Origin of the sequence: Gluconobacter cadivus, assembly GCF_015244745.1 — a bacterium.
Classification (GTDB): Bacteria; Pseudomonadota; Alphaproteobacteria; order Acetobacterales; family Acetobacteraceae; genus Gluconobacter; species Gluconobacter cadivus.
Genome location: NZ_JABCQI010000010.1, coordinates 106,135 through 124,295, shown reverse-complemented (window position 1 = coordinate 124,295; position 18,161 = coordinate 106,135). Strand labels below are relative to the sequence as shown.

At 59.5% G+C, this 18,161-nt stretch carries 15 protein-coding genes; 3 read left to right on the top strand and 12 right to left on the bottom strand.

Annotated elements, in window-relative coordinates; all coding sequences use genetic code 11:
• The first annotated feature begins 311 nt into the window (after positions 1-311).
• Positions 312-794 (top strand): MarR family winged helix-turn-helix transcriptional regulator, encoded by a 483-nt coding sequence (locus tag HKD28_RS13845; protein ID WP_194268815.1) that lies wholly within the window; start codon positions 312-314, stop codon positions 792-794.
• Between the two features lie 14 nt (positions 795-808).
• On the top strand, positions 809-2,980 hold the full coding sequence (locus tag HKD28_RS13840) for an FUSC family protein (protein WP_194268814.1): 2,172 nt from the start codon (positions 809-811) through the stop codon (positions 2,978-2,980).
• Positions 2,981-2,983: 3 nt separating this feature from the next.
• Here the strand turns inward: HKD28_RS13840 and HKD28_RS13835 are convergent, their stop codons facing one another.
• The 12 genes from HKD28_RS13835 to HKD28_RS13780 form a co-directional block, all read right to left on the bottom strand.
• A complete protein-coding gene (locus tag HKD28_RS13835) occupies positions 2,984-3,676 on the bottom strand; it encodes a GntR family transcriptional regulator (RefSeq protein WP_194268813.1) in 693 nt (230 codons plus the stop codon).
• Positions 3,677-3,760: 84 nt separating this feature from the next.
• Positions 3,761-7,369 carry a bifunctional proline dehydrogenase/L-glutamate gamma-semialdehyde dehydrogenase PutA gene (gene putA, locus HKD28_RS13830; protein WP_194268812.1) on the bottom strand — a complete coding sequence of 1,203 codons (3,609 nt, stop codon included), beginning with the start codon at positions 7,367-7,369 and terminating at the stop codon, positions 3,761-3,763.
• An 84-nt stretch (positions 7,370-7,453) separates the two neighbouring features.
• Positions 7,454-8,488 (bottom strand): P1 family peptidase, encoded by a 1,035-nt coding sequence (locus HKD28_RS13825; RefSeq protein WP_194268811.1) that lies wholly within the window; start codon positions 8,486-8,488, stop codon positions 7,454-7,456.
• 13 nt (positions 8,489-8,501) lie between these two features.
• Positions 8,502-9,233 carry an ATP-binding cassette domain-containing protein gene (locus HKD28_RS13820; RefSeq protein ID WP_194268810.1) on the bottom strand — a complete coding sequence of 244 codons (732 nt, stop codon included), beginning with the start codon at positions 9,231-9,233 and terminating at the stop codon, positions 8,502-8,504.
• Positions 9,230-10,048: an ATP-binding cassette domain-containing protein gene (locus tag HKD28_RS13815; protein ID WP_194268809.1), complete on the bottom strand. Its 819-nt coding sequence runs from the start codon at positions 10,046-10,048 to the stop codon at positions 9,230-9,232. The genes HKD28_RS13820 and HKD28_RS13815 overlap by 4 nt, the downstream gene beginning before the upstream one ends.
• Positions 10,045-10,860, bottom strand: a complete 816-nt coding sequence (locus HKD28_RS13810) for an ABC transporter permease (protein WP_194268808.1) — start codon at positions 10,858-10,860, stop codon at positions 10,045-10,047. The genes HKD28_RS13815 and HKD28_RS13810 overlap by 4 nt, the downstream gene beginning before the upstream one ends.
• Positions 10,857-11,810 (bottom strand): ABC transporter permease, encoded by a 954-nt coding sequence (locus HKD28_RS13805; protein WP_194268807.1) that lies wholly within the window; start codon positions 11,808-11,810, stop codon positions 10,857-10,859. The genes HKD28_RS13810 and HKD28_RS13805 overlap by 4 nt, the downstream gene beginning before the upstream one ends.
• Positions 11,807-13,291 carry an ABC transporter substrate-binding protein gene (locus tag HKD28_RS13800; RefSeq protein ID WP_235993489.1) on the bottom strand — a complete coding sequence of 495 codons (1,485 nt, stop codon included), beginning with the start codon at positions 13,289-13,291 and terminating at the stop codon, positions 11,807-11,809. Before HKD28_RS13800 ends, HKD28_RS13805 begins: the two co-directional genes overlap by 4 nt.
• A gap of 82 nt (positions 13,292-13,373) precedes the next feature.
• Positions 13,374-13,952, bottom strand: coding sequence for a PqiC family protein (locus HKD28_RS13795; RefSeq protein WP_194268806.1), 579 nt, complete (start codon positions 13,950-13,952; stop codon positions 13,374-13,376).
• A 56-nt stretch (positions 13,953-14,008) separates the two neighbouring features.
• A complete protein-coding gene (locus tag HKD28_RS13790; protein ID WP_194262907.1) occupies positions 14,009-14,968 on the bottom strand; it encodes an MlaD family protein in 960 nt (319 codons plus the stop codon).
• The gene (locus HKD28_RS13785; RefSeq protein WP_099287469.1) at positions 14,968-15,738 is read right to left on the bottom strand and encodes an ABC transporter ATP-binding protein; all 771 of its coding nucleotides are present in this window, start codon (positions 15,736-15,738) and stop codon (positions 14,968-14,970) included. Before HKD28_RS13785 ends, HKD28_RS13790 begins: the two co-directional genes overlap by 1 nt.
• 5 nt (positions 15,739-15,743) lie before the next feature.
• A complete protein-coding gene (locus tag HKD28_RS13780; RefSeq protein WP_194268805.1) occupies positions 15,744-16,904 on the bottom strand; it encodes an MlaE family ABC transporter permease in 1,161 nt (386 codons plus the stop codon).
• Between the two features lie 289 nt (positions 16,905-17,193).
• Between HKD28_RS13780 and HKD28_RS13775 the strand changes: the two genes are divergently transcribed.
• On the top strand, positions 17,194-18,120 hold the full coding sequence (locus tag HKD28_RS13775; protein ID WP_194268804.1) for a glycosyltransferase family 2 protein: 927 nt from the start codon (positions 17,194-17,196) through the stop codon (positions 18,118-18,120).
• The last annotated feature ends 41 nt before the right edge of the window (positions 18,121-18,161 follow it).

The window sequence follows — 18,161 nt, the reverse complement described above, 5'->3', positions numbered from 1 at the left end:
CGTCACAAAGACCGCCGCTACGGCATAAATGGAAAGCGGAGCAACGAAAACGCCAAACAGGTTAACTTCAGCCAGCATCAGAAACCAGCTCCAGCGTCAACCACCAGACTGCCAAACGCCAGACTGTAAGACAACTCGCCCACAACGCTCCTCAATCAAACACACCGAGTCCTTCATTAGGCGAGGGAGAGTCGGTTAGTGATATGGATCAAAAACTGAACCTCCTGACGAAAATGTCAACAGGATCTGTTTTCAAATCGTATGTTGTCATATAATCTATTGATATGTCAACAGTTGAGGTGTCATTGAAAATGGCTGTCCGGTATGGTGCGTCCCTTCTTCGGGAGAGCAGTTTTCATGACATGGAACTGACCTTTCATGTCATGCGGCTGTCGAGCCTCTGGCGGGCCCAGCTTGACCGTCTTCTGCGCCCTGAGGGCATGACGCTCGCGACCATGCGGCCCATGGCCTATCTGATGGTGATGGGAAACGGGCTGAAGCAGAGCGATCTGGCGTCAGTCATGGGGGTGGACAGTTCGGCACTCGTCCGGGTTCTGGACCAGTTGGGACGGGAAGGGTTGATCTCCCGAGAGCCCGATCCCCATGACCGACGCTCCAACCTTGTGGCGCTGACGAAAACCGGGATGGCACGGTGTCGGAGGTTCCAGCAGATTGCAGCGGAGCTTGAGGCCCGGCTGACCAAAGGGCTTCCCGAGGAGGAGGCAGAGATGCTCCGGGATCAGCTTGGCATGATGGAGAGCAGATTTTCCCTGTCTGATGTCTCTTCCTGCTGAAACTGCGGCTCCTTATGAAAAACCTTTTCCGTCAGATGTTTTCTTTTGACCGCAGCAGCCTCCGCTGGCGGAATTTCCTTGCGACAGCCGCTTTCACGGCGCGTGTTTTCCTGTCCATCGGAATTGCGCTCTTTCTGGCGTTCATGATCCAGCTTGAATCGCCGATGAGTACGGTCACGACCGTTCTGATCGTTGCCAACCCGACCGTGGGCGCGCTGGTGTCCAAAAGTGTGTGGCGCATGACCGGAACGGTGATCGGAGCAGCACTGAGCACGGCTGTCATGGCGATATTTGTACAGTCCGCGGTTCTGTATTTCATGGCGCTTTCGGTCTTTGTCGGACTGGCCTGCATGACGGCGACATGCCTGCGGTATTTCAGGGCTTATGCGGCGGTTCTGGCCGGATATACGATCGTTATCGTGGCCGTGCCGGCTTTCGCCCATCCCGAGAATATTTTCCTGTCTGCGATGATGCGGGTGTCGGACGTGGCGCTCGGAATTGTGGTGACGGCGGCAGTCTTCATGGTGACGTCGCCCCGACGGCGTCAGGGGACGATGGACGCGCTTTCGGGTGCGTTCCGCGAGACCCTGCGTCATGCTCTGGTTTTTCATGAAGGACTGGTTCGTCCTGCCGTCATACAGGACGTTCAGAATGCGGAACTAGCCGTTGCCGATGGGGCATTCCGGACGCTGCCGCAGACCCTGTATGACGGTAGGCAGCGCCTTCTGGGGCAGCTTGCGCGTCTGGGACCGGCCATCGAATACGCGGCGACCGATAATCCGGATATTCATGCCGGGGTGCGGGGTTACAGGTTGGCGGTCAGTCGCATGACGGGGCTGGTTGCGTCCTATCATCCGTACTGGCGTAATCTGGGGATCGCGAACCCGCTCTCGGCAGATGTGCATCGTGAAATCCGCGATACGTTGACCCGGATCCTTGCTTTGACGGAGAGTGCGCGATGGATCGAGCAACCGCAGAGCGTGCTCGCATGTCTGGAAGACGCGCTGGAACGGCTGGCAAATCTGGAGCGTTCTGCGATATCGCCAGAAGCGCAGGCGTCGGTCGATAATACTCGTGATATTCTGTTTCAGCTTCGGGAAATCGTGCTGGATCTGTCCAGCCCGCGTGGCGCGCATGTCCGGGTGCGAGGCGGGCTGCATGTAGAATGGATGTCCGCGATCTATAATGGATTGCGCGGAATGCTCATCGCCTTTCTGGCCTGCATGATCTGGTACATCACGTATTTCCCGACCGGTCCGATGATGATCATGTATGTGGTGGCGGCATCGAGCCTGCTGTCGACCGTACCATCGGCTGCCCGGGCCAGTGTGCCGATGGCGATCGGGACGGCGCTTTCGGTTCCAGCCTGCTGGCTGTGTCATATCGTGGCGCTGCCTCGCGTGGATGGGTATCCGATGCTCTGGCTGTCGATCTGTGCGTGCATGTTGCCCGGCGTGTGGCTCCAGTTTCATCCACGCTACGGGATTGGCGCTTTTGGCTATACGGTCTTTCTGGCTATGCAGTTGATGGTGACGAACAGCATGGTTGTGGATGACATCACGCTCATCAATACGTGGCTGGCCATCCTGATGGGGTGTGTGCTGCTTGTTCTGGTGTTCCGGGTGATTATGCCAGCCGATCAGAGGCTGTATGCATCGCGCCTTGTGCTGTCTCTGGGGCGTAGTTTGCAGAGCCTTTCAAGTCAGCCGGGTGCGAAAGTCCCGTCCTGGATGGTGTGGGAAGGGGCGCAGATCCAGAAAGTCTCGAGTCTGTTGATGCGCCTGTCTCTGGTCTCTACTCCGATTGACCGACAGGGCTATGTCGATGGGGCATTTGCCGCCCTGTCCCTAGGGCGTCTGTTGATCCGTCTCAGACGGGCTGCGGAGAAGGCGGTGTTGACGACTGCCCAGACGGAAGCCCTCAACACGGCTCTTGCGTCTTTCAGAATGCTGCGTCGGGACCCGGCTGGTACGGCGGCCTCTCTAAGAGAAGCAGCGCGGCTAATCGGCTCAGACAATGATCCGGGCATGGAGGATGTGTTTCGCGTCCGTCTTGTAGCCTGTCTGGAGCAGAGCGCACATATCATCGACAGCATTCCGGGATTTTTCCACGCGGATGGTCCGTTGAATTGCTGGTTCGATGAACGCGGGACTGTGAAGCTGGTAACGGCCCATCCGGCAGGATGACGGTCAGGAGACCGCCCGATCGCGGATGACATCCAGAGACAGGCGGGCCGATTCCAGAATATGCTGCTTTGTCAGTCGTCCAAGTTCGTCGCTGTCACGTTTGCGGCAGGCCTGAAGGATCTGGAAATGTTCGGCGTCCGTTGCGGTTTTTCGTCCCGGCAGCTCCAGATGGGCGCGGATATAGCGGTCGAGGCGCGAGTGAAGGTCGTGGATCATGCCGTATAGTCGCGGGCGACGGGCAGCGGCATAAATAGCGCCATGAAACTCCCAGTTCAGCCGACCGGACTGGGCCATGCCGTGACTGCCACCTGTCCCATTCACGAATGCCTCATAGGCGTCCTCGATATGGGCCAGATCAACGCGGGTGAGGGTCGTCATGGCCAGGCCAGCCGCCATGCTTTCCAACGAGGCCCGGATGTCCGAATATTCCAGAATGTCCGCTTCGCTCATCCCCGTTACCACGGCGCCGCGATGGGGCAGAAAGGCGATCAGCCCTTCCGCCTCTAGCTGCTTGAGCGCTTCGCGAACCGGAATGGTGGAGACGCCGAAATTACGGGCCAGTTCGGACTGACGCAGGGGCTGCGCGTCGGTCAGGATGCCGTCCGTGATGGCACGGCGCAGGGCGTCCGCGATTTCGAGCGAGGCCGAGCCGCTTTTCGTATCAACAGGTGTGAAAATCGGTGCGGCGTCGCTCATGAGGTCGGTTATCCGTCAGTGGGGCGGTCCTCATAGCATGATCGCAACAAACGATCATGCCTGTGGGATATTATCGGCGGGATATTATCCGATGGTCATCAGGCTGGCATTGCCGCCTGCGGCCGTCGTGTTCGTGCTGACGACCTTTTCCTGAAGCACCCATTCGGGCCGGATCGGGCTTTTTGCGTCAAGCATGTAAAGATGTACGACCATGCCCGAGCGCGACAGGGCCGTGCGGGCCTGTTCGGCCATCTGCCGTTCTTCGAAAGATGCGAGGATCGTCCGGCATCCCGCAACACGGCCGCCCTGAGTGCGACGGATATGCAAAGCGAGGGCATGCGGTAGGTCGGAGACCCAGTCCGAGGCCACGTTGGGGCCCTGAACGAAAGCCGTATTTCCGCCACTCAGGGCGAGACCTACGGCGTGAAGCATGGTCTCCCGGTCACTGGCGATGCACAGGACGGCACCGCGCGGCAAAAGTTGGTAGAGATTGGTCTCTCCGACGGGGCCGGGAAGCTCGCGCGTGGCGCCGCACAGGCCGTGCTGCATGCTTTCCACGATCTTCTGATAAAGCGGAAAACTGCTCTGCATCAGCCAGGACAGGAACTGCCGGGCAGGCTCAGGCAGCTCCTGTTTTTCCCAACCGGTATGGGGCGGGGTGGTGCGCATCAGGCGGCGCAGGATTAGCGGACCACCGGCTTTCGGCCCTGTGCCGGACAGTTTTTCGCCGCCAAAAGGCTGGCTGCCGACAACCGCGCCAACCATGTTGCGATTGACATAAAGGTTTCCGGCTTCGATGCGGGACGTGACATGCGCCATACGGCTTTCGATCCGGGTGTGGAGGCCGAATGTCAGACCATAGCCGGACTGGTTGATGGCGTTGAGCAGGGCTTCGAAGCCGTGGGATTCAAAGCGCAGGACGTGGAGCACCGGCCCGAAAACCTCACCCTTCAGGTCTGCCAGACTGTCGATCTCAATGATCGTCGGGGCGATGAAGGTGCCGTTTTCTGTGTCTTCCGGCAGCGGAAGAGACCAGACGAAGCGACCCTGCGTGCGGGCTTCATCAATATAGGTCTGAATGCCCGAGCGGGCGTCTGCGGAGATGACGGGGCCGATATCGGTATGCAGTTCTGCGGGGTTGCCGACCCTCAGTTCTTCGACCGCACCGCGCAGCATTGTCATGACGCGATCGGCACAGTCCTCCTGCACGCACAGGACGCGCAGGGCGGAGCAGCGCTGGCCTGCGCTGTCGAATGCCGAGACCAGCACATCCGCCACCACCTGTTCAGTCAGGGCAGAACTGTCCACGATCATGGCGTTCTGTCCGCCCGTTTCAGCGATGAACGGAACGGGCTGCCCGTCCACTCCGGTACGGTCGGCCAGGGTTTTGGCGATCAGACCCGCAACGGCGGTGGAGCCGGTGAACATCACACCGGAAATCCGGGCGTCAGCCACCAGGGCCGCACCGGTTTCGCCCGCGCCGGGAACGAGGCGCAGTGCGTTTTCCGGAACTCCGGCTTCCCGCAGGAGGGCGACAGCCCGCAGGGCGATGAAGGGAGTTTCCTCGGCCGGTTTGGCGACGACTGTGTTGCCAGCTGCGAGGGCTGCGGCGACCTGTCCAAGGAAGATGGCAAGCGGGAAGTTCCAAGGGCTGATACAGGCGACGACACCGAGCGGCGCACTGCTGCCTGTCCGGGCGATGTCCTGAGCCTGTGCGGCATAATAACGCAGGAAATCCACGGCCTCGCGGACTTCGGAAAGCGCATTGGCGTAGGATTTGCCAGCTTCACGGACCAGAAGGGCGATCAGGTCTTTCTGGTGCTGCTCCAGAAGATCAGCCGCACGGTCGAGCTTTGCGCTACGTTCGTCAGCGGGAAGAGCAGCCCATGCCGGCATCTCGCTTTCTGCAAAGTCGATGGCCTTGCGAACATCGGCCTCGTTTCCGAAACGGACAGTGCCGATCCGGTCGGAATGGCTGGCGGGGTTTCGGATATCCTGCGCTTCGCCCGAACAGGATGTGTCCTGCAAAGCCTGCTCGGCAGACACGCGGACGGCTCCGGACAGAGCAGCGATGGTGTGTTCGTCGGTCAGGTCCAGCCCGCGCGAATTAGTCCGCTCGGGTTCGAACAGGTCTTTCGGAAGGGCAATGGCCGGATGAGAGGCACCCGGCGGCTCCACGGCCTTGGCCAGTGCGACCGGGTCTTCAATCAGGTTTTCGATCGGCAGGCTCTCATCACCGATCTGATTGACGAAGGAGGAGTTAGCGCCGTTTTCCAGCAAACGGCGCACCAAATAGGCCAGAAGCGTTTCATGCGAGCCGACCGGGGCATAAACGCGGCACGGGCGGTTGAGCTTTTGCGGTCCGACGACTTCGTTATAGAGCGTCTCACCCATGCCGTGCAGGCACTGGAACTCGTAGTCGCCAATCTGGAAGTTCAGTCCTGCCAGCGTATAGATGGTGGCCAGCGTACGGGCGTTGTGCGTGGCGAACTGCGGAAAAACCACGTCGCGGGCGGCGAGAAGTTTTTTGGCGCAGGCGATATAGCTCACATCGGTGTAGCATTTGCGCGTGTAGACGGGGAAATCCGTCTGGCCTTCGACCTGCGCCTTCTTGATTTCGCTATCCCAGTACGCGCCTTTAACCAGCCGGATCATGAGGCGGTGCCCGCTGCGGCGTCCCAGATCAATTAGATAGTCCAGAACCTTCGGGGCACGCCGGCCATAAGCCTGAACCACGATCCCGATGCCGTTCCAGCCGTCCAGTTCGGGGCAGTGACACAGGTTTTCGATCAGGTCGAGCGAGAGGTCGAGACGTTCGCTTTCTTCCGCGTCGATATTGATGCCGATGTCATAGCGGCGCGCCTGAATGACGAGATCTTTGAGGGTCTGGCCGAGTTCTTCAAGAACCCGTTCACGCTGGGCGAAGGCATAGCGGGGGTGAAGAGCCGAGAGCTTGATGGAAATACCCGCTTTTTCATAGACATTCGCACCACGGGCAGTCTGGCCGATGACATCGATAGCGCGTTCGTAGTCGTGGCGGTAGCGTAGGGCGTCGGCTTCCGTCATCGCGGCTTCACCGAGCATGTCGTAAGAGTATTTGAAGCCGCGTTCTTCGGGTTCTGCGCTGACCTTGCGCGCGTCCTCGATGGTTTCCCCAATGACGAACTGTTCGCCCATCATCCGCATGGCGATGTCGAGCGCACGGCGGACCAGTGGCTGGCCGCCCCGTCCGACGAGACGGAACAGCGTGGCGGCCAGTCCTTCATCGGTGTCGTTGGTCAGCTTGCCGGTTAGCATCAGGCCCCATGAGGCCGCATTTACGAAAACGGTCTTTTTCCCGCCCATGTGAGACAGCCAGTCTCCCGTGCCGATCCGGTCGCGGATCAGGGCGTCGCGTGTGGTAGCATCGGGAATGCGCAGGAGCGCTTCGGCCAGACACATCAGGGACACGCCCTCGGCGGAGGAAAGCGAGAACTCCTGCACAAGGGCTTCAACCCCGCCCGGACGACGCTGCGTGCGCAGGGTGCGGGTGAGGTGTCGGGCGACGTCGAACGTGTTCTGCTGTTCCGTCTCGGTCAGTGTGGCCTGTTCGATCAGGGGGAGGATGCAGTCCGCTTCTGGCCTGCGCATGTCTGCTGCAATGGCCTGACGGAGGGGGGAGCGGACAGGATAGGACGGCACAACAGAGGACATGGACTCAGCCTTGGGCAGAACACTCGGTCTGAGTTCTATAATCATATACGATCATGAAGAAAATATATGAAATTAGGGTTCGAGTCATTTTTGTATCGTATCTGAAACCTGTCTTTCTTTTCCTCCGAACCGTTCGTGCCATGTGGGCAGGAATGTGGCGCCGGGGAGTGGTCTCGCCTCGTAAACGCCACGGGCGATGGCGCGCGCCGTGACCTGTGTGGCGGCGTGGAGGATTTCCGTCCATTCTTGAGACGTGGGTGCCGGTTTTTCGCGTGTGGAGACCCCGATCATGGCGTCGCCGTCCAGAGGTAGATGGGCTGGGAAAACGCCTCTCGCCACGCCATCCTGAGCGAGAATGGCAAGGCGTTTGGCCTGTGTTTTGGTGAGGGTTGCGTCCGTCGCGATAAGACCGATCGTGGTGCCGGTGACGGAGGCCCATTTGGAGCGCAGGCGCAGGTCTTCTGACGTGAGATGCGTGGGCATGCCCAGACCGCCGAATTCGCGTCCCTGTTCGAAAGGCGCGCTCCAGAAATGGGGCCCATCGCCGATTGTGGCTGTCCCGACGGCATTGACCGCGACCAGAGCGGCCACGCGGTGTCCGGCCGGGGTTATGGTGCTTGCCGAACCTAATCCTCCGCGAAGTGTGGCAGTTGTGGCGCCTGTTCCTGCGCCCGCGGTGCCCAGTCTGAAACAGCCATGGCGGGCGTTTTCGGCAGCCTGATGCCCCATGTCGGTATAGGGGGAGTAGCGGCCCCAGGACGTCTGACCGCCTGCTGGCAGATCGTAAAGACTGGCCTGTACGACGATGGGAACGCGGATCGTGCCTGGGGGAAGGGGCGCATTGCCAAACTGTTCCCGCAGCCATGCCTGAACTCCCGTCGTGGCATCCAGACCGTAAGTGGAACCGCCTGACAGAACGACTGCATGGATGTGCTCGACCAGATTTTCGGGTTCCAGCAGCGCGGTTTCCCGCAGCGCCGGAGCGCCGCCCGGAAAGCTGCCGGAGGCGGTGACCGGATCGTCGAACAGAATGACCGTCACCCCCGTGCGCAGGTTCAGATCTTCACTGTGGCCGACGCGGATTCCGGGGATGTCGGTGAGCAGGTTCAGGCTGGTCATGCGGCCTCGTCGGTCAGAAGGAGTTTTCGAGCAGTGCCCGCGTCTTTGGTTGCGTTGGGGCATTCAGGAGGGTGGAGGCCGGTCCGGATTCCACAATCCGCCCCTGTTCCAGAACGGCGATATGGTGCGACATATGGCGGATGACAGCCAGATCATGGCTGACAAAAACATAGGCCAGTCCGTGTTTTTGTTGCAGATCCAGCAAAAGGTTCAGGACGATGGCCTGTGTCGAAACGTCCAGCGCCGAGACGGCTTCATCTGCGATGATAACGGAGGGACGCGTGATCAGGGCGCGGGCAATCGCAATGCGTTGTCTCTGGCCGCCGGAGAAGGCTTTAGGATAGCGGTCCGCGCTTTCGGCGGAGAGGCCGACTTCGGCGAGAGTCGTCAGAATGCGGGCTTCGCGGTCTGGGGCAGGGTCAAGGGCCTCCCCGACGATCTCGCGGACCCTCTGGCGTGGGTCGAGGGCGCCGTAAGGGTCCTGAAAGATCATCTGGATGGCAGGACGGATCTTCTTTTGTATGGCGCGGGAAGCTGTTGCGAGATCCTGTCCCTGATACAGGATCTGTCCTTCATGGGGGAGGGTGAGGCCGCTGAGGAGGCGACAGAGCGTTGATTTTCCGCTGCCGGACGCGCCGATGATTCCGAGCGTCTGGCCCGGCAGGACATCGAGGCTGACAGTATGCAGGATTTGCCTTCCGGACACTCTGAACGTCACATTCCGGGCCTGAAGGATCGGGGTCATGCCGGTACCGTATAAACGGGCAGGCGGCTCAGGGGCGTATGGGCCGCGCCATGCAGGGACATGGCGAGCAGGGCCTGTGTATAGGGATGGGCGGGTGCGTCGAATATGGAGGCAGTCGGCCCCTGTTCCACGCAGATCCCATCTTTCAGGACCAGAACGTGATCCGCATGATGGCGGACCAGACCGAGATCGTGGGAAATCATCAGGACGGCCATACGGTGCGTTTTTGTGTGTTGATGGACGAGTGCCATCATGTCTGCACGGGTGCGAGCATCGAGAGCTGTGGTGAATTCATCAGCGATCAGAAGGGCGGGTTTGCAGGCCAATGCCATGGCCAGAAGCGCGCGCTGTCGCTGTCCTCCCGAAAGCTGATGGGGATAGGCGCGTTCGCTCACGCCCGCTTTCAAAAGGCCGACCTGCTTCATGAGAACAAGGGTTTGATCGCGGATCTCAGAACGGGTGAGTGTTGTATGAAGCCGAAGCGTGTCGGCGATCTGTGCGCCAATCCTTCGCGTGGGGTTGAGCGCTGACATGGGTTCCTGAAAGACCATGCCGAGCGTTTTTCCACGGATCTGACACCATTGAGGTTCCGTAAGCGTCAGAAGGTTTTCATCGTTCAGACGGATTTCTCCGTGAGGCTGGAATCCGGCTGGCAGTAGCCCCATGAGGCTCAGGGCCAGTGTGGATTTCCCCGAACCTGACTCGCCGATGACGGCAAGGATTTGTCCTGCTTCAAGGGTAAAAGAGAGAGAGTGAAGGATGGGACGGGCTAGGCTGTGAACACTCAGATCCCGGACCTGAAGAAGGGGAGTCATGGCGCGCGCTCCTGTAGCGGGGCATCCAGAGCATCGCGCAAGCCGTCACCGGCCATGTTGAACCCCAGTACGAGCAGCATGATTGTCAGGCCCGGCACGGCGACCAGAAGTGGATGATCGAAAATATGGATCTGGTAAGCAGCTAGCGCCCGGCCCAGATCCGGTCGGGGTGGCGGCGCGCCCAGCTCCAGATAGGACAGTCCCGCATCAGAAAGGACAGCGAGGGCGAGCGAGGATGTTGCCTGAACCGTCAGAAGCGGGAGGATGTTTGGAAGGACGTGCCGTCGTAAAATGGAAACGGTGCTGCGTCCGGCTAGACGGGAGGCCGCGATATAGTCCTGAATCAGAATGGCGCTTGCAGCCTGCCGGGTGATGCGGATCTGGGCGGGAAGGCCGAACAGGGCGATGGCGAGGATTTCACCCGTGGCCGAAGCTCCGAGCGCCGTGACTAGAAGAGCGGCGGTCAGAACGGGCGGAAACGCCAGCCCCAGATCGGCCAGCCCCATGATGACTTTGGGTGGTCTCCCAGCTGCCATCAGCCCCAGCGCCGTCCCCGCAACTGTCGAGAGGCACACGGCCATCGCCGCGATTAGGACGCTGTTGAACGCTCCGGAAAGCACGAAGGTCAGAAGATCCCGGCCAAAAGGATCGGTTCCAAGCGGGTGTGATAGGGAGAGAGGGGCGTAGCGATGCATGACGTCGATTGCCGGAGCACGGGCGCCCGTGAGCAGGGCCGTGACGAATGCAGGAAGCAGAACGATGCCGAGCAACGCGCTGCCGGTCCAGAGTGTCGGGTTGGCGCGCGTGTTCATGGGCGTTCTTCCCCAAGGCGCGGGTCTAGAAAGCGCACCAGTGTGGCGAGCAGAAAACCGAGGATCATGACGGCGGTGACGATCAGCATGACGAGGTTTTGCACGACGGGCAGGTCGCGCTGGTTGACGGCCTCCAGCAGAAGTTTTCCGCAGCCGGGCAGGCTGAACACGCTTTCGACGATGATGCTCCCTGTGATGAGAACAGGAAGCTGAATCCCGGCCAGCGTCAGAACCGGAAGCAGGGCATTGGGCAACGCAACGCTCCACAGGACGCCAGAGCGGCTGTAGCCTTGGGCGCGGGCCGTGCGGATGAAATCCCGGGACAGGGTTTCGATCAGGGAAGAGCGCATGAAGCGTGCGGTGATGGCGGCCTGCGGGACGGCGAGTGCGACGGCCGGAAGAATGAGCGCTCTCAGGCCGGTGAAAAATCCATGACCCCAACCCGGAAAACCGCTGGCTGGCAGCCAGTGAAGGGTCAGGGAAAACAGGAACGTCATCATCATCGCCAGCCAGAAATCAGGAATGGACTTCAAAAGCTGAAGCATCGCCATAAGGCCCATATCGGGCATTTTCCCCCGGTTTGCAGCGGCGGTCATGCCAAGCGGGATGCCTGCGCCGAGCGAGAGCATCATGGCCAGCAGGATCAGGGGCAGAGTGCTTTGCAGGCGCTCACCGATCAGGTTGCCGACGGGGACATCGTAAATATAGCTGCGGCCCAGATTGCCGCGCATCAAATTGCCGACCCAGTGTGCGTATCGTGCGGGCAGGGCGGTATCCAGCCCGAGCTGATGATGCAGGGCGGCGAGGCTTTCAGGACTTGCGTCCAGTCCGAGCATGACGGAGGCGGGGTCGCCGGGAAGGAGGTTCATGGCCGCGAAAATTACAAGACTTGCAACGATCAGCAGCAGAAGCCGCTGAAAGGCCAGAGACAGGACGTTCATTCCCGTCATGGCTCCCAGAAGACGCCACCCAGCGGGCAGCCTGCGATGGGTTGGTTGGTCCACAGACCCTTGAGGTGGCGGTTCAGGACGGTCTCACGGGGGATCGAGAACAGGAAGACGTTCGGCTCGTCGAGCGCGAGCTGAGCCTGCATCCGGGTGGAAAGCTCATGCCGCAAAGCAGAGTCTGCCGTGGCCTCGTACCGTTGAAGAAGGTCGTGAAAGACGGGGCTGTGATAGTGAAAATAGACCGGTGTGCGGTCATAGATTGTGATGTCGTGTGGCTCCGTATGGGCGATGACGGTCATGTCGAAGGCGCCCTGTCCGTAAATCTGGCTGAGCCATGCGGGCCATTCCACAGGCTGCAGCGTGACGTTCAGTCCGATCTGTTCCAGATAGGCGGCGATGAGTTCGCTGCTGTCGCGTGCATAGCCGATGGGCGGAAACGCCAGCGTCAGATGCAGGCCGGGCGCAATGCCTGCGTCCTTCAGAAGCGCGCGGGCGTGGTCGGGGTCGTAAGGATAACGGTCGGGCAGGGCGACGTAATCGGGATCATCCGGCGCCATGTGTGATTGCAGGAGCGTCGCGTCACCCTCCGCCACAGCCTGAATCAGCGCCCTGCGGTCAATGGCCTGCGCGATGGCCTGTCGGACGCGCAGGTCGTTGAACGGGCGGCGGGCATTGTTGAGGGCGAGAATGGCCTTGAAGGGAAAACTTCCCCGGACGACTTCAAGCTGCGGGTTGCTGGCAAAACGGCTCAGGATTTCACGGGATGGGAAGGACGGATAGGCATCCAGTTCCCCGGCCAGAAGCGCGTTGCTGGCCGAAAGCGGGTCGGGCATGAAGCGGAAGGTGACGGAACGCAGAGCGGGTCTGACACCCCAATATTCCGGATTGCGGTTCAGCGTCAGGTGATCACCGCGTTGCCATTCGCCAAAGATGAAAGGCCCGGTGCCGACGGGGTGACTGATGTTCTGCGCTACGGAGGCTGGCGAAAGGATGGCGGCGTCGTTCCATGCCAACTGGTACAGGAAACTGCCATAGGGGCGCTGAAGACGAACCTGGACGTGCAGGCTGTCGGGGCACGAAATATCGGCAATCTGGCTGAAAGTGCTTCTGTCCGGGTTGGTACTGCCTGAGGCTCCGGCGCGGAGAAGTGAAAATTTTACAGCCTCACAGGTCAAAAGCGTTCCGTCATGAAAATGCACATTTTCATGGAGTGCGAAATCGTAGGTCAAGCCGTCCGGCGAAACGCTCCAGTCCCGAGCGAGGAGGGGTTTGATGGTTCCCTGTTCATCCAGACGAACTAGTCCTTCATAGATATTGTTGTAGGTCACCATTCCGATGGCTTCGCTGGAACCGCGTGTAGGGTCGAGACCCGGTGGTTCAATGGCCAGACCGATTGAGAGCGTATCCCGCTCCTCGGCAGCCTTGGCACCTCCCGTAAGGCTCATTGCCAGAAGTGGCAGAATGGTCAGCAGGGTCTTTTTCAATCAGGCGCTCCGCGAACTTGCAGCCTCAGGGCGCAGGGACACGGAAAATAGGGCGTTCGCCGTCTGAGTGAAAGGGGGGCTTTCAGGGATGAGGAATTGTGCTGTCGATCCGGGAGGCAAGCTGCTCCACGAGCTCACGCGTCAGGGCGACTTTGCCTGCATCTGTCGTTACGGAGCCCTGTGCCGTGAAAGAGCCCCGGTTGCGCAGGATGGCGCGATGAGTGTCCGAGGGGACCAGCGCCCAATCGGCCTGTAGGGCTCCTTGGCCGCTGCTGTCGAGATCAAGCCGGTTGATGTTAACGGCAAGCCGGAGTGCTGGGGTTTCGGTCAATGGTTGTGTGGTCACGATATAATGGGGCCAGTCCTGCCCCAGACGGGCCGCCAGAAGGTCCGTCACGCCTTGCGACAGGCGGCTTCCCCAGCGTCCGTTAGGGCTGCGGTCAAGCTGATCCCCATGGCGGGTCATGATGTCCTGATTGTCCAGATAATCCGGCAGGGCAACGCGCGCGACGTTCAGGACCGGGGCTGTGGCAGGAAGGGCCGTGTTGCCGGTCTGAGCAATGGCTGGGGCGCCAAGCGTATAGAACTGCACCGGCGGAGCGGCACAGCCCGACAACAGAGCCAGCGTCAAAAGGGCGAACGGTGCCGCAGATCGTGTCATGAGCCGTATCACGGGGGTGTTCTCCGGAAAAATCGGGGGAAGGCGGGTGGTGCGGCTCACTGCCGACGTCCCGTGAGCAGGAGTTGCGGGTTATGTTCGACGTCTGTCGCGAACCCGCGCAGGGCCGAGGCGGCCGCTGCGATATCGCGCAGACTGGCTTCGAGATTGGTCCGGTCTGCGGAGCGCGGGGAGGTCATATTTTCCAGATTGGCGAGACTTTTTGTGGCCTGCTGCACTGCTTCATTGCTGCTCTGGAGGACCGCGCGCAGTTCACGTCCGCGCGCATCAAGCTGCGTCGTTCCCTCATTGGCCAGACGATCCACGCTCAGAAGGGTGCGTGTTATGGCAGGCTCGAACTCTGTTATGGCCTTGCGGGTCGCATCGACCATGTCGCGGCTGTGGTCCGAGGTTTCGTGGATGCTCTGGATCAGGGCAGGCAGATCCTTGTCGAGCTTGTCCGAAAGCTGACGGACCGAGGCCAGAGTGGCGTCGGCATTCTCGCCGATCTGTTTCAGGGGCAGGTCCTGAAGGCTCTGTGTCATGGCAGCGATGGTGGACTGTTTGGTCGGGATTTCCGTGATGCGGGCGATGTCGGGATGAAAAACCGCAGGCGTTGACGGAGAGAAATCCAGATCGATTTCGGATGTGCCCGTCACGAAGCTCTTGAGGTTCATCTCGCCGCGCAGCCCCTGCTTGATCAGCTCTTGCAGGTTGGGAAGATGGCGGGTGCTGTTGGTCAGGATGATGTCGTCTGGTCGCATCGTGACATAGACCGGGATGTAGGCGTCTTTCGTGGCGGGGTTGTATTCAATGACGACGCGGTCCACTGCGCCCACCTGAACGCCACGGAACGTGACGGGAGAGCCTACGGCCAGACCCGACGAGGCGCCGTGGAACACCAGAACGGCTTTCGTCGTTCGGGCGAAAGGATGGAAATTGCCGAACAGGACGAACGCTGCAACAAGCAGACCTGTCCCGCCAAGGACGAAAGCACCGACAAGAGCCTGCCTGTTCATCACGTATTTCCTTCTTCGTCGTCGCGTTCGCGGTGCATGAAGGCATGCACCTGTGGGTCCGTACAGGTGTCGCGCAGATCTCTTGGGGAGCCGTGTGCGATGGGAATTTTGGTTTTGGCATCGAGAAAGATGCCGTCATCGGCGATATGGAACAGGCTCGACAGCTCATGACTGACGATGACGATCGTAGCACCGAGGCCGTCCCGCAGGTTCAGGATCAGGTCGTCGAGGCGGGCAGATGTGATCGGATCGAGACCGGCGGAGGGTTCGTCGAAAAACAGGATGTCCGGATCGAGGGCGAGGGCACGGGCCAGACCGGCGCGCTTGCGCATGCCGCCGCTGATTTCCGACGGATAAAGATCAATCGCCTGCAACATGCCGACAAAACCCAGCTTGAGTTCCACGAGGCGACGGATGACGGGGGGCTTGAGGTCCGTGAACATCTGTAAAGGCAATGCGATGTTCTCGCCGATGGTCATGGAGCTCCACAATGCGCCGCTTTGGAACAGGACGCCGAAACGATGGTTCAGATCGGTGCGATGAGCGTCGGTGCCCGCCCAGTAGTTCTCGTTGCCGACATGGTATTCGCCGACAGAAGGGCGCAGAAGGCCGATCATGCTTTTGAGCAGCGTGCTTTTGCCACAACCTGAACCGCCCATGACCGCGAAGATGCTGCCTTTGCGCACATCAAGTGAGATGTTCTTCTGAATGATCTTCGGACCAAAGGAGAGTGTGACGTCACGCAGGGACAGGACGGTCTGGTCAGGCATGTCGGTCAGATCCCCAGAACATCTGCAATGACGGCGAAGATTGCATCAATGGCGATGACGCCGACAATGCCGACGACAACCGCGCGTGTGGCAGCAATACCGACATCCGCAGCCGAACGCCCGGCTTTGAGGCCGATGCGGCAGCTGGTCAGGCCGATGAAGGCACCGAAAACGATGCTTTTGACGAAACCGAAAATGAACTGGCCGATTCCGAAAGATGTGACTGTTTGATGGAAGTAGCCTGCTGCCGTGATGTCGAGCATCGAAATGGAGACGACGAAGCCCCCTAGCATTCCGATGAGACATCCGTATAGATAGAGGAAAGGCATCGTGATGATGAGGGACAGGACAGCGGGCAGAATGAGGTAGGTCGAGGGTTGAATGCCAAAGACATTCAACGCGTCGATTTCTTCGTTACCCTGCATGGTGGAAATGCGCGCGGCATAGGCGCCGCCCGTGCGCCCGGCCATGATGATAGCGGTCATGACTGCGGCCATTTCACGCACCATCGCAATTCCGACCAGACTGGCTACGTAAACTCCGGCCGCGAATTTCTGCAGTTCGACAGCTCCAACAAATGCCAGAATTGCGCCAATCAGGAAATTGACGATACCGACGATCAGCAGGGCATAGGGGCCGGCATCGCTGGTGTTGGCCAGAAGATCGCTCAGGCGCATCCGGCTTCGGCCGAGAATGGTCTGAACGGCACCTTTGGCTGTCAGTGCCGCGAGTTCGGAGACAACACCCACTTCCGTCATCGAGGCGATGGCATGGCCACCAACGGCTTCCAGAAGGGGCGTGTGGGGTTGCTTGTGGTGGACAGGCTCGTCCGGGGCTTCGGGCAGAAGTTCCAGAAGCTGACGCATCGGGCCCGGCAGTGTCTGCATGTCCAGACTGATGCCAGCATTATGGGCAACGCGTTTAAGATCCCATAGGAACGCGATCAGTCCCGTGTCCCACGCCTGAATGTCAGAGGTCTGGAAAGACAGATATCCATCGGGAGTTTTGGGGAGGCCATCTTTTGGAAAGACCGGAATCGCGCCGGTTCTGGCCTGCCACGTTCCGCTCAGCACCATGAGGAGGGTGTTCTGTTCGTTTTCAAGACGCCATTGCGGGGCATTGTCCTGTGCGTGGGAACGCGGCCCTGTATCGGTGTTGTCTGTCATGGACTTTGCATTTCCGGTCCTGACATTCCCTAGCTTTGCATAAAGAATGGAAAATCTGGTGAGAGATAAACTTGAACGATGTGGACGGATCAAAATTTGCGATGTGGCAGAGAACGATCTCGGGTAAGACCTTATCGATTGCAGGAGAAAGATCAATGCTCCTGTTAAGCGACAATGGGTAAGTGTTTTTTTCTGGTTATTTCTGTGGTTTGACTGGAATGAAACCTGCGTGTTGTCAGGGTATTTCTGATAGAATCACCTGCTAGCGACTTGGAATTTGAAGACCTGTATGGCCAGCCAGCTTTCCCTGATTGTTCCTTTCTACAATGAAGAGGCCGCGATCGGTCACTTTGTTAAGAGTATCCTGCCGGTTATCGACGGCATTGCCGAAACGGACTGGGAGATCGTCTGTGTGGATGACGGCAGTAGTGACGCGACCTTGCGGGAACTGGTTCGTCTTTCGGAAACCGACCGGCGTTTTCGGGTGCTTGAACTCTCCCGTAATTTCGGCAAGGAAGCCGCGCTGACGGCTGGCCTTGATGCGGCGACAGGGGATGCTGTCATTATCATCGATGCGGATCTTCAGGATCCGCCTGACGTCATTCCCCGGATGGTGCAGGCCTGGCGGGAAGGGGCGGAAGTCGTGCTGGGCAAGCGGGTTGATCGGTCCAGCGACAGCATGCTCAAACGCAAAACCGCCGCATGGTTTTATTCGTTGCACAATCGGCTTGCTCACATCCGGATTCCGGAAAATGTGGGTGATTTTCGTCTGATGGACCGGTGTGTGGTTGAAGCCTTGGGGCGGCTTCCCGAGCGCCAGCGGTTCATGAAAGGACTGTTTGCGTGGGTTGGCTTTCGGACAGTCACTCTTGATTATGTCCGCGCACCCCGAGCCGCGGGAACGACGAAATTTTCAGGTTATTCGCTTTGGAATTTTGCCCTTGAAGGCTTCACCAGCTTTTCTTCCGCTCCAATTCGACTATGGACGTATCTGGGAACAATCGGTGCTTTTCTGGCCATTCTTTATGCAATTTTCATTGTGTTTCGCACGATATTCTGGGGAAATTCCGTGCCGGGTTATGCGTCCCTGTTCGTAGCCATCATTTTTTTCAGCAGCGTTCAGATCATCAGTATCGGTATGTTGGGAGAATATATCGGCCGCATCTATATGGAGACGAAGCAGCGGCCGATTTACGTTCTGCGCCGGAAATACTAAGCAGGCAGGCCGGGCATGATGATGCCCGGTTTTTGAGAGGT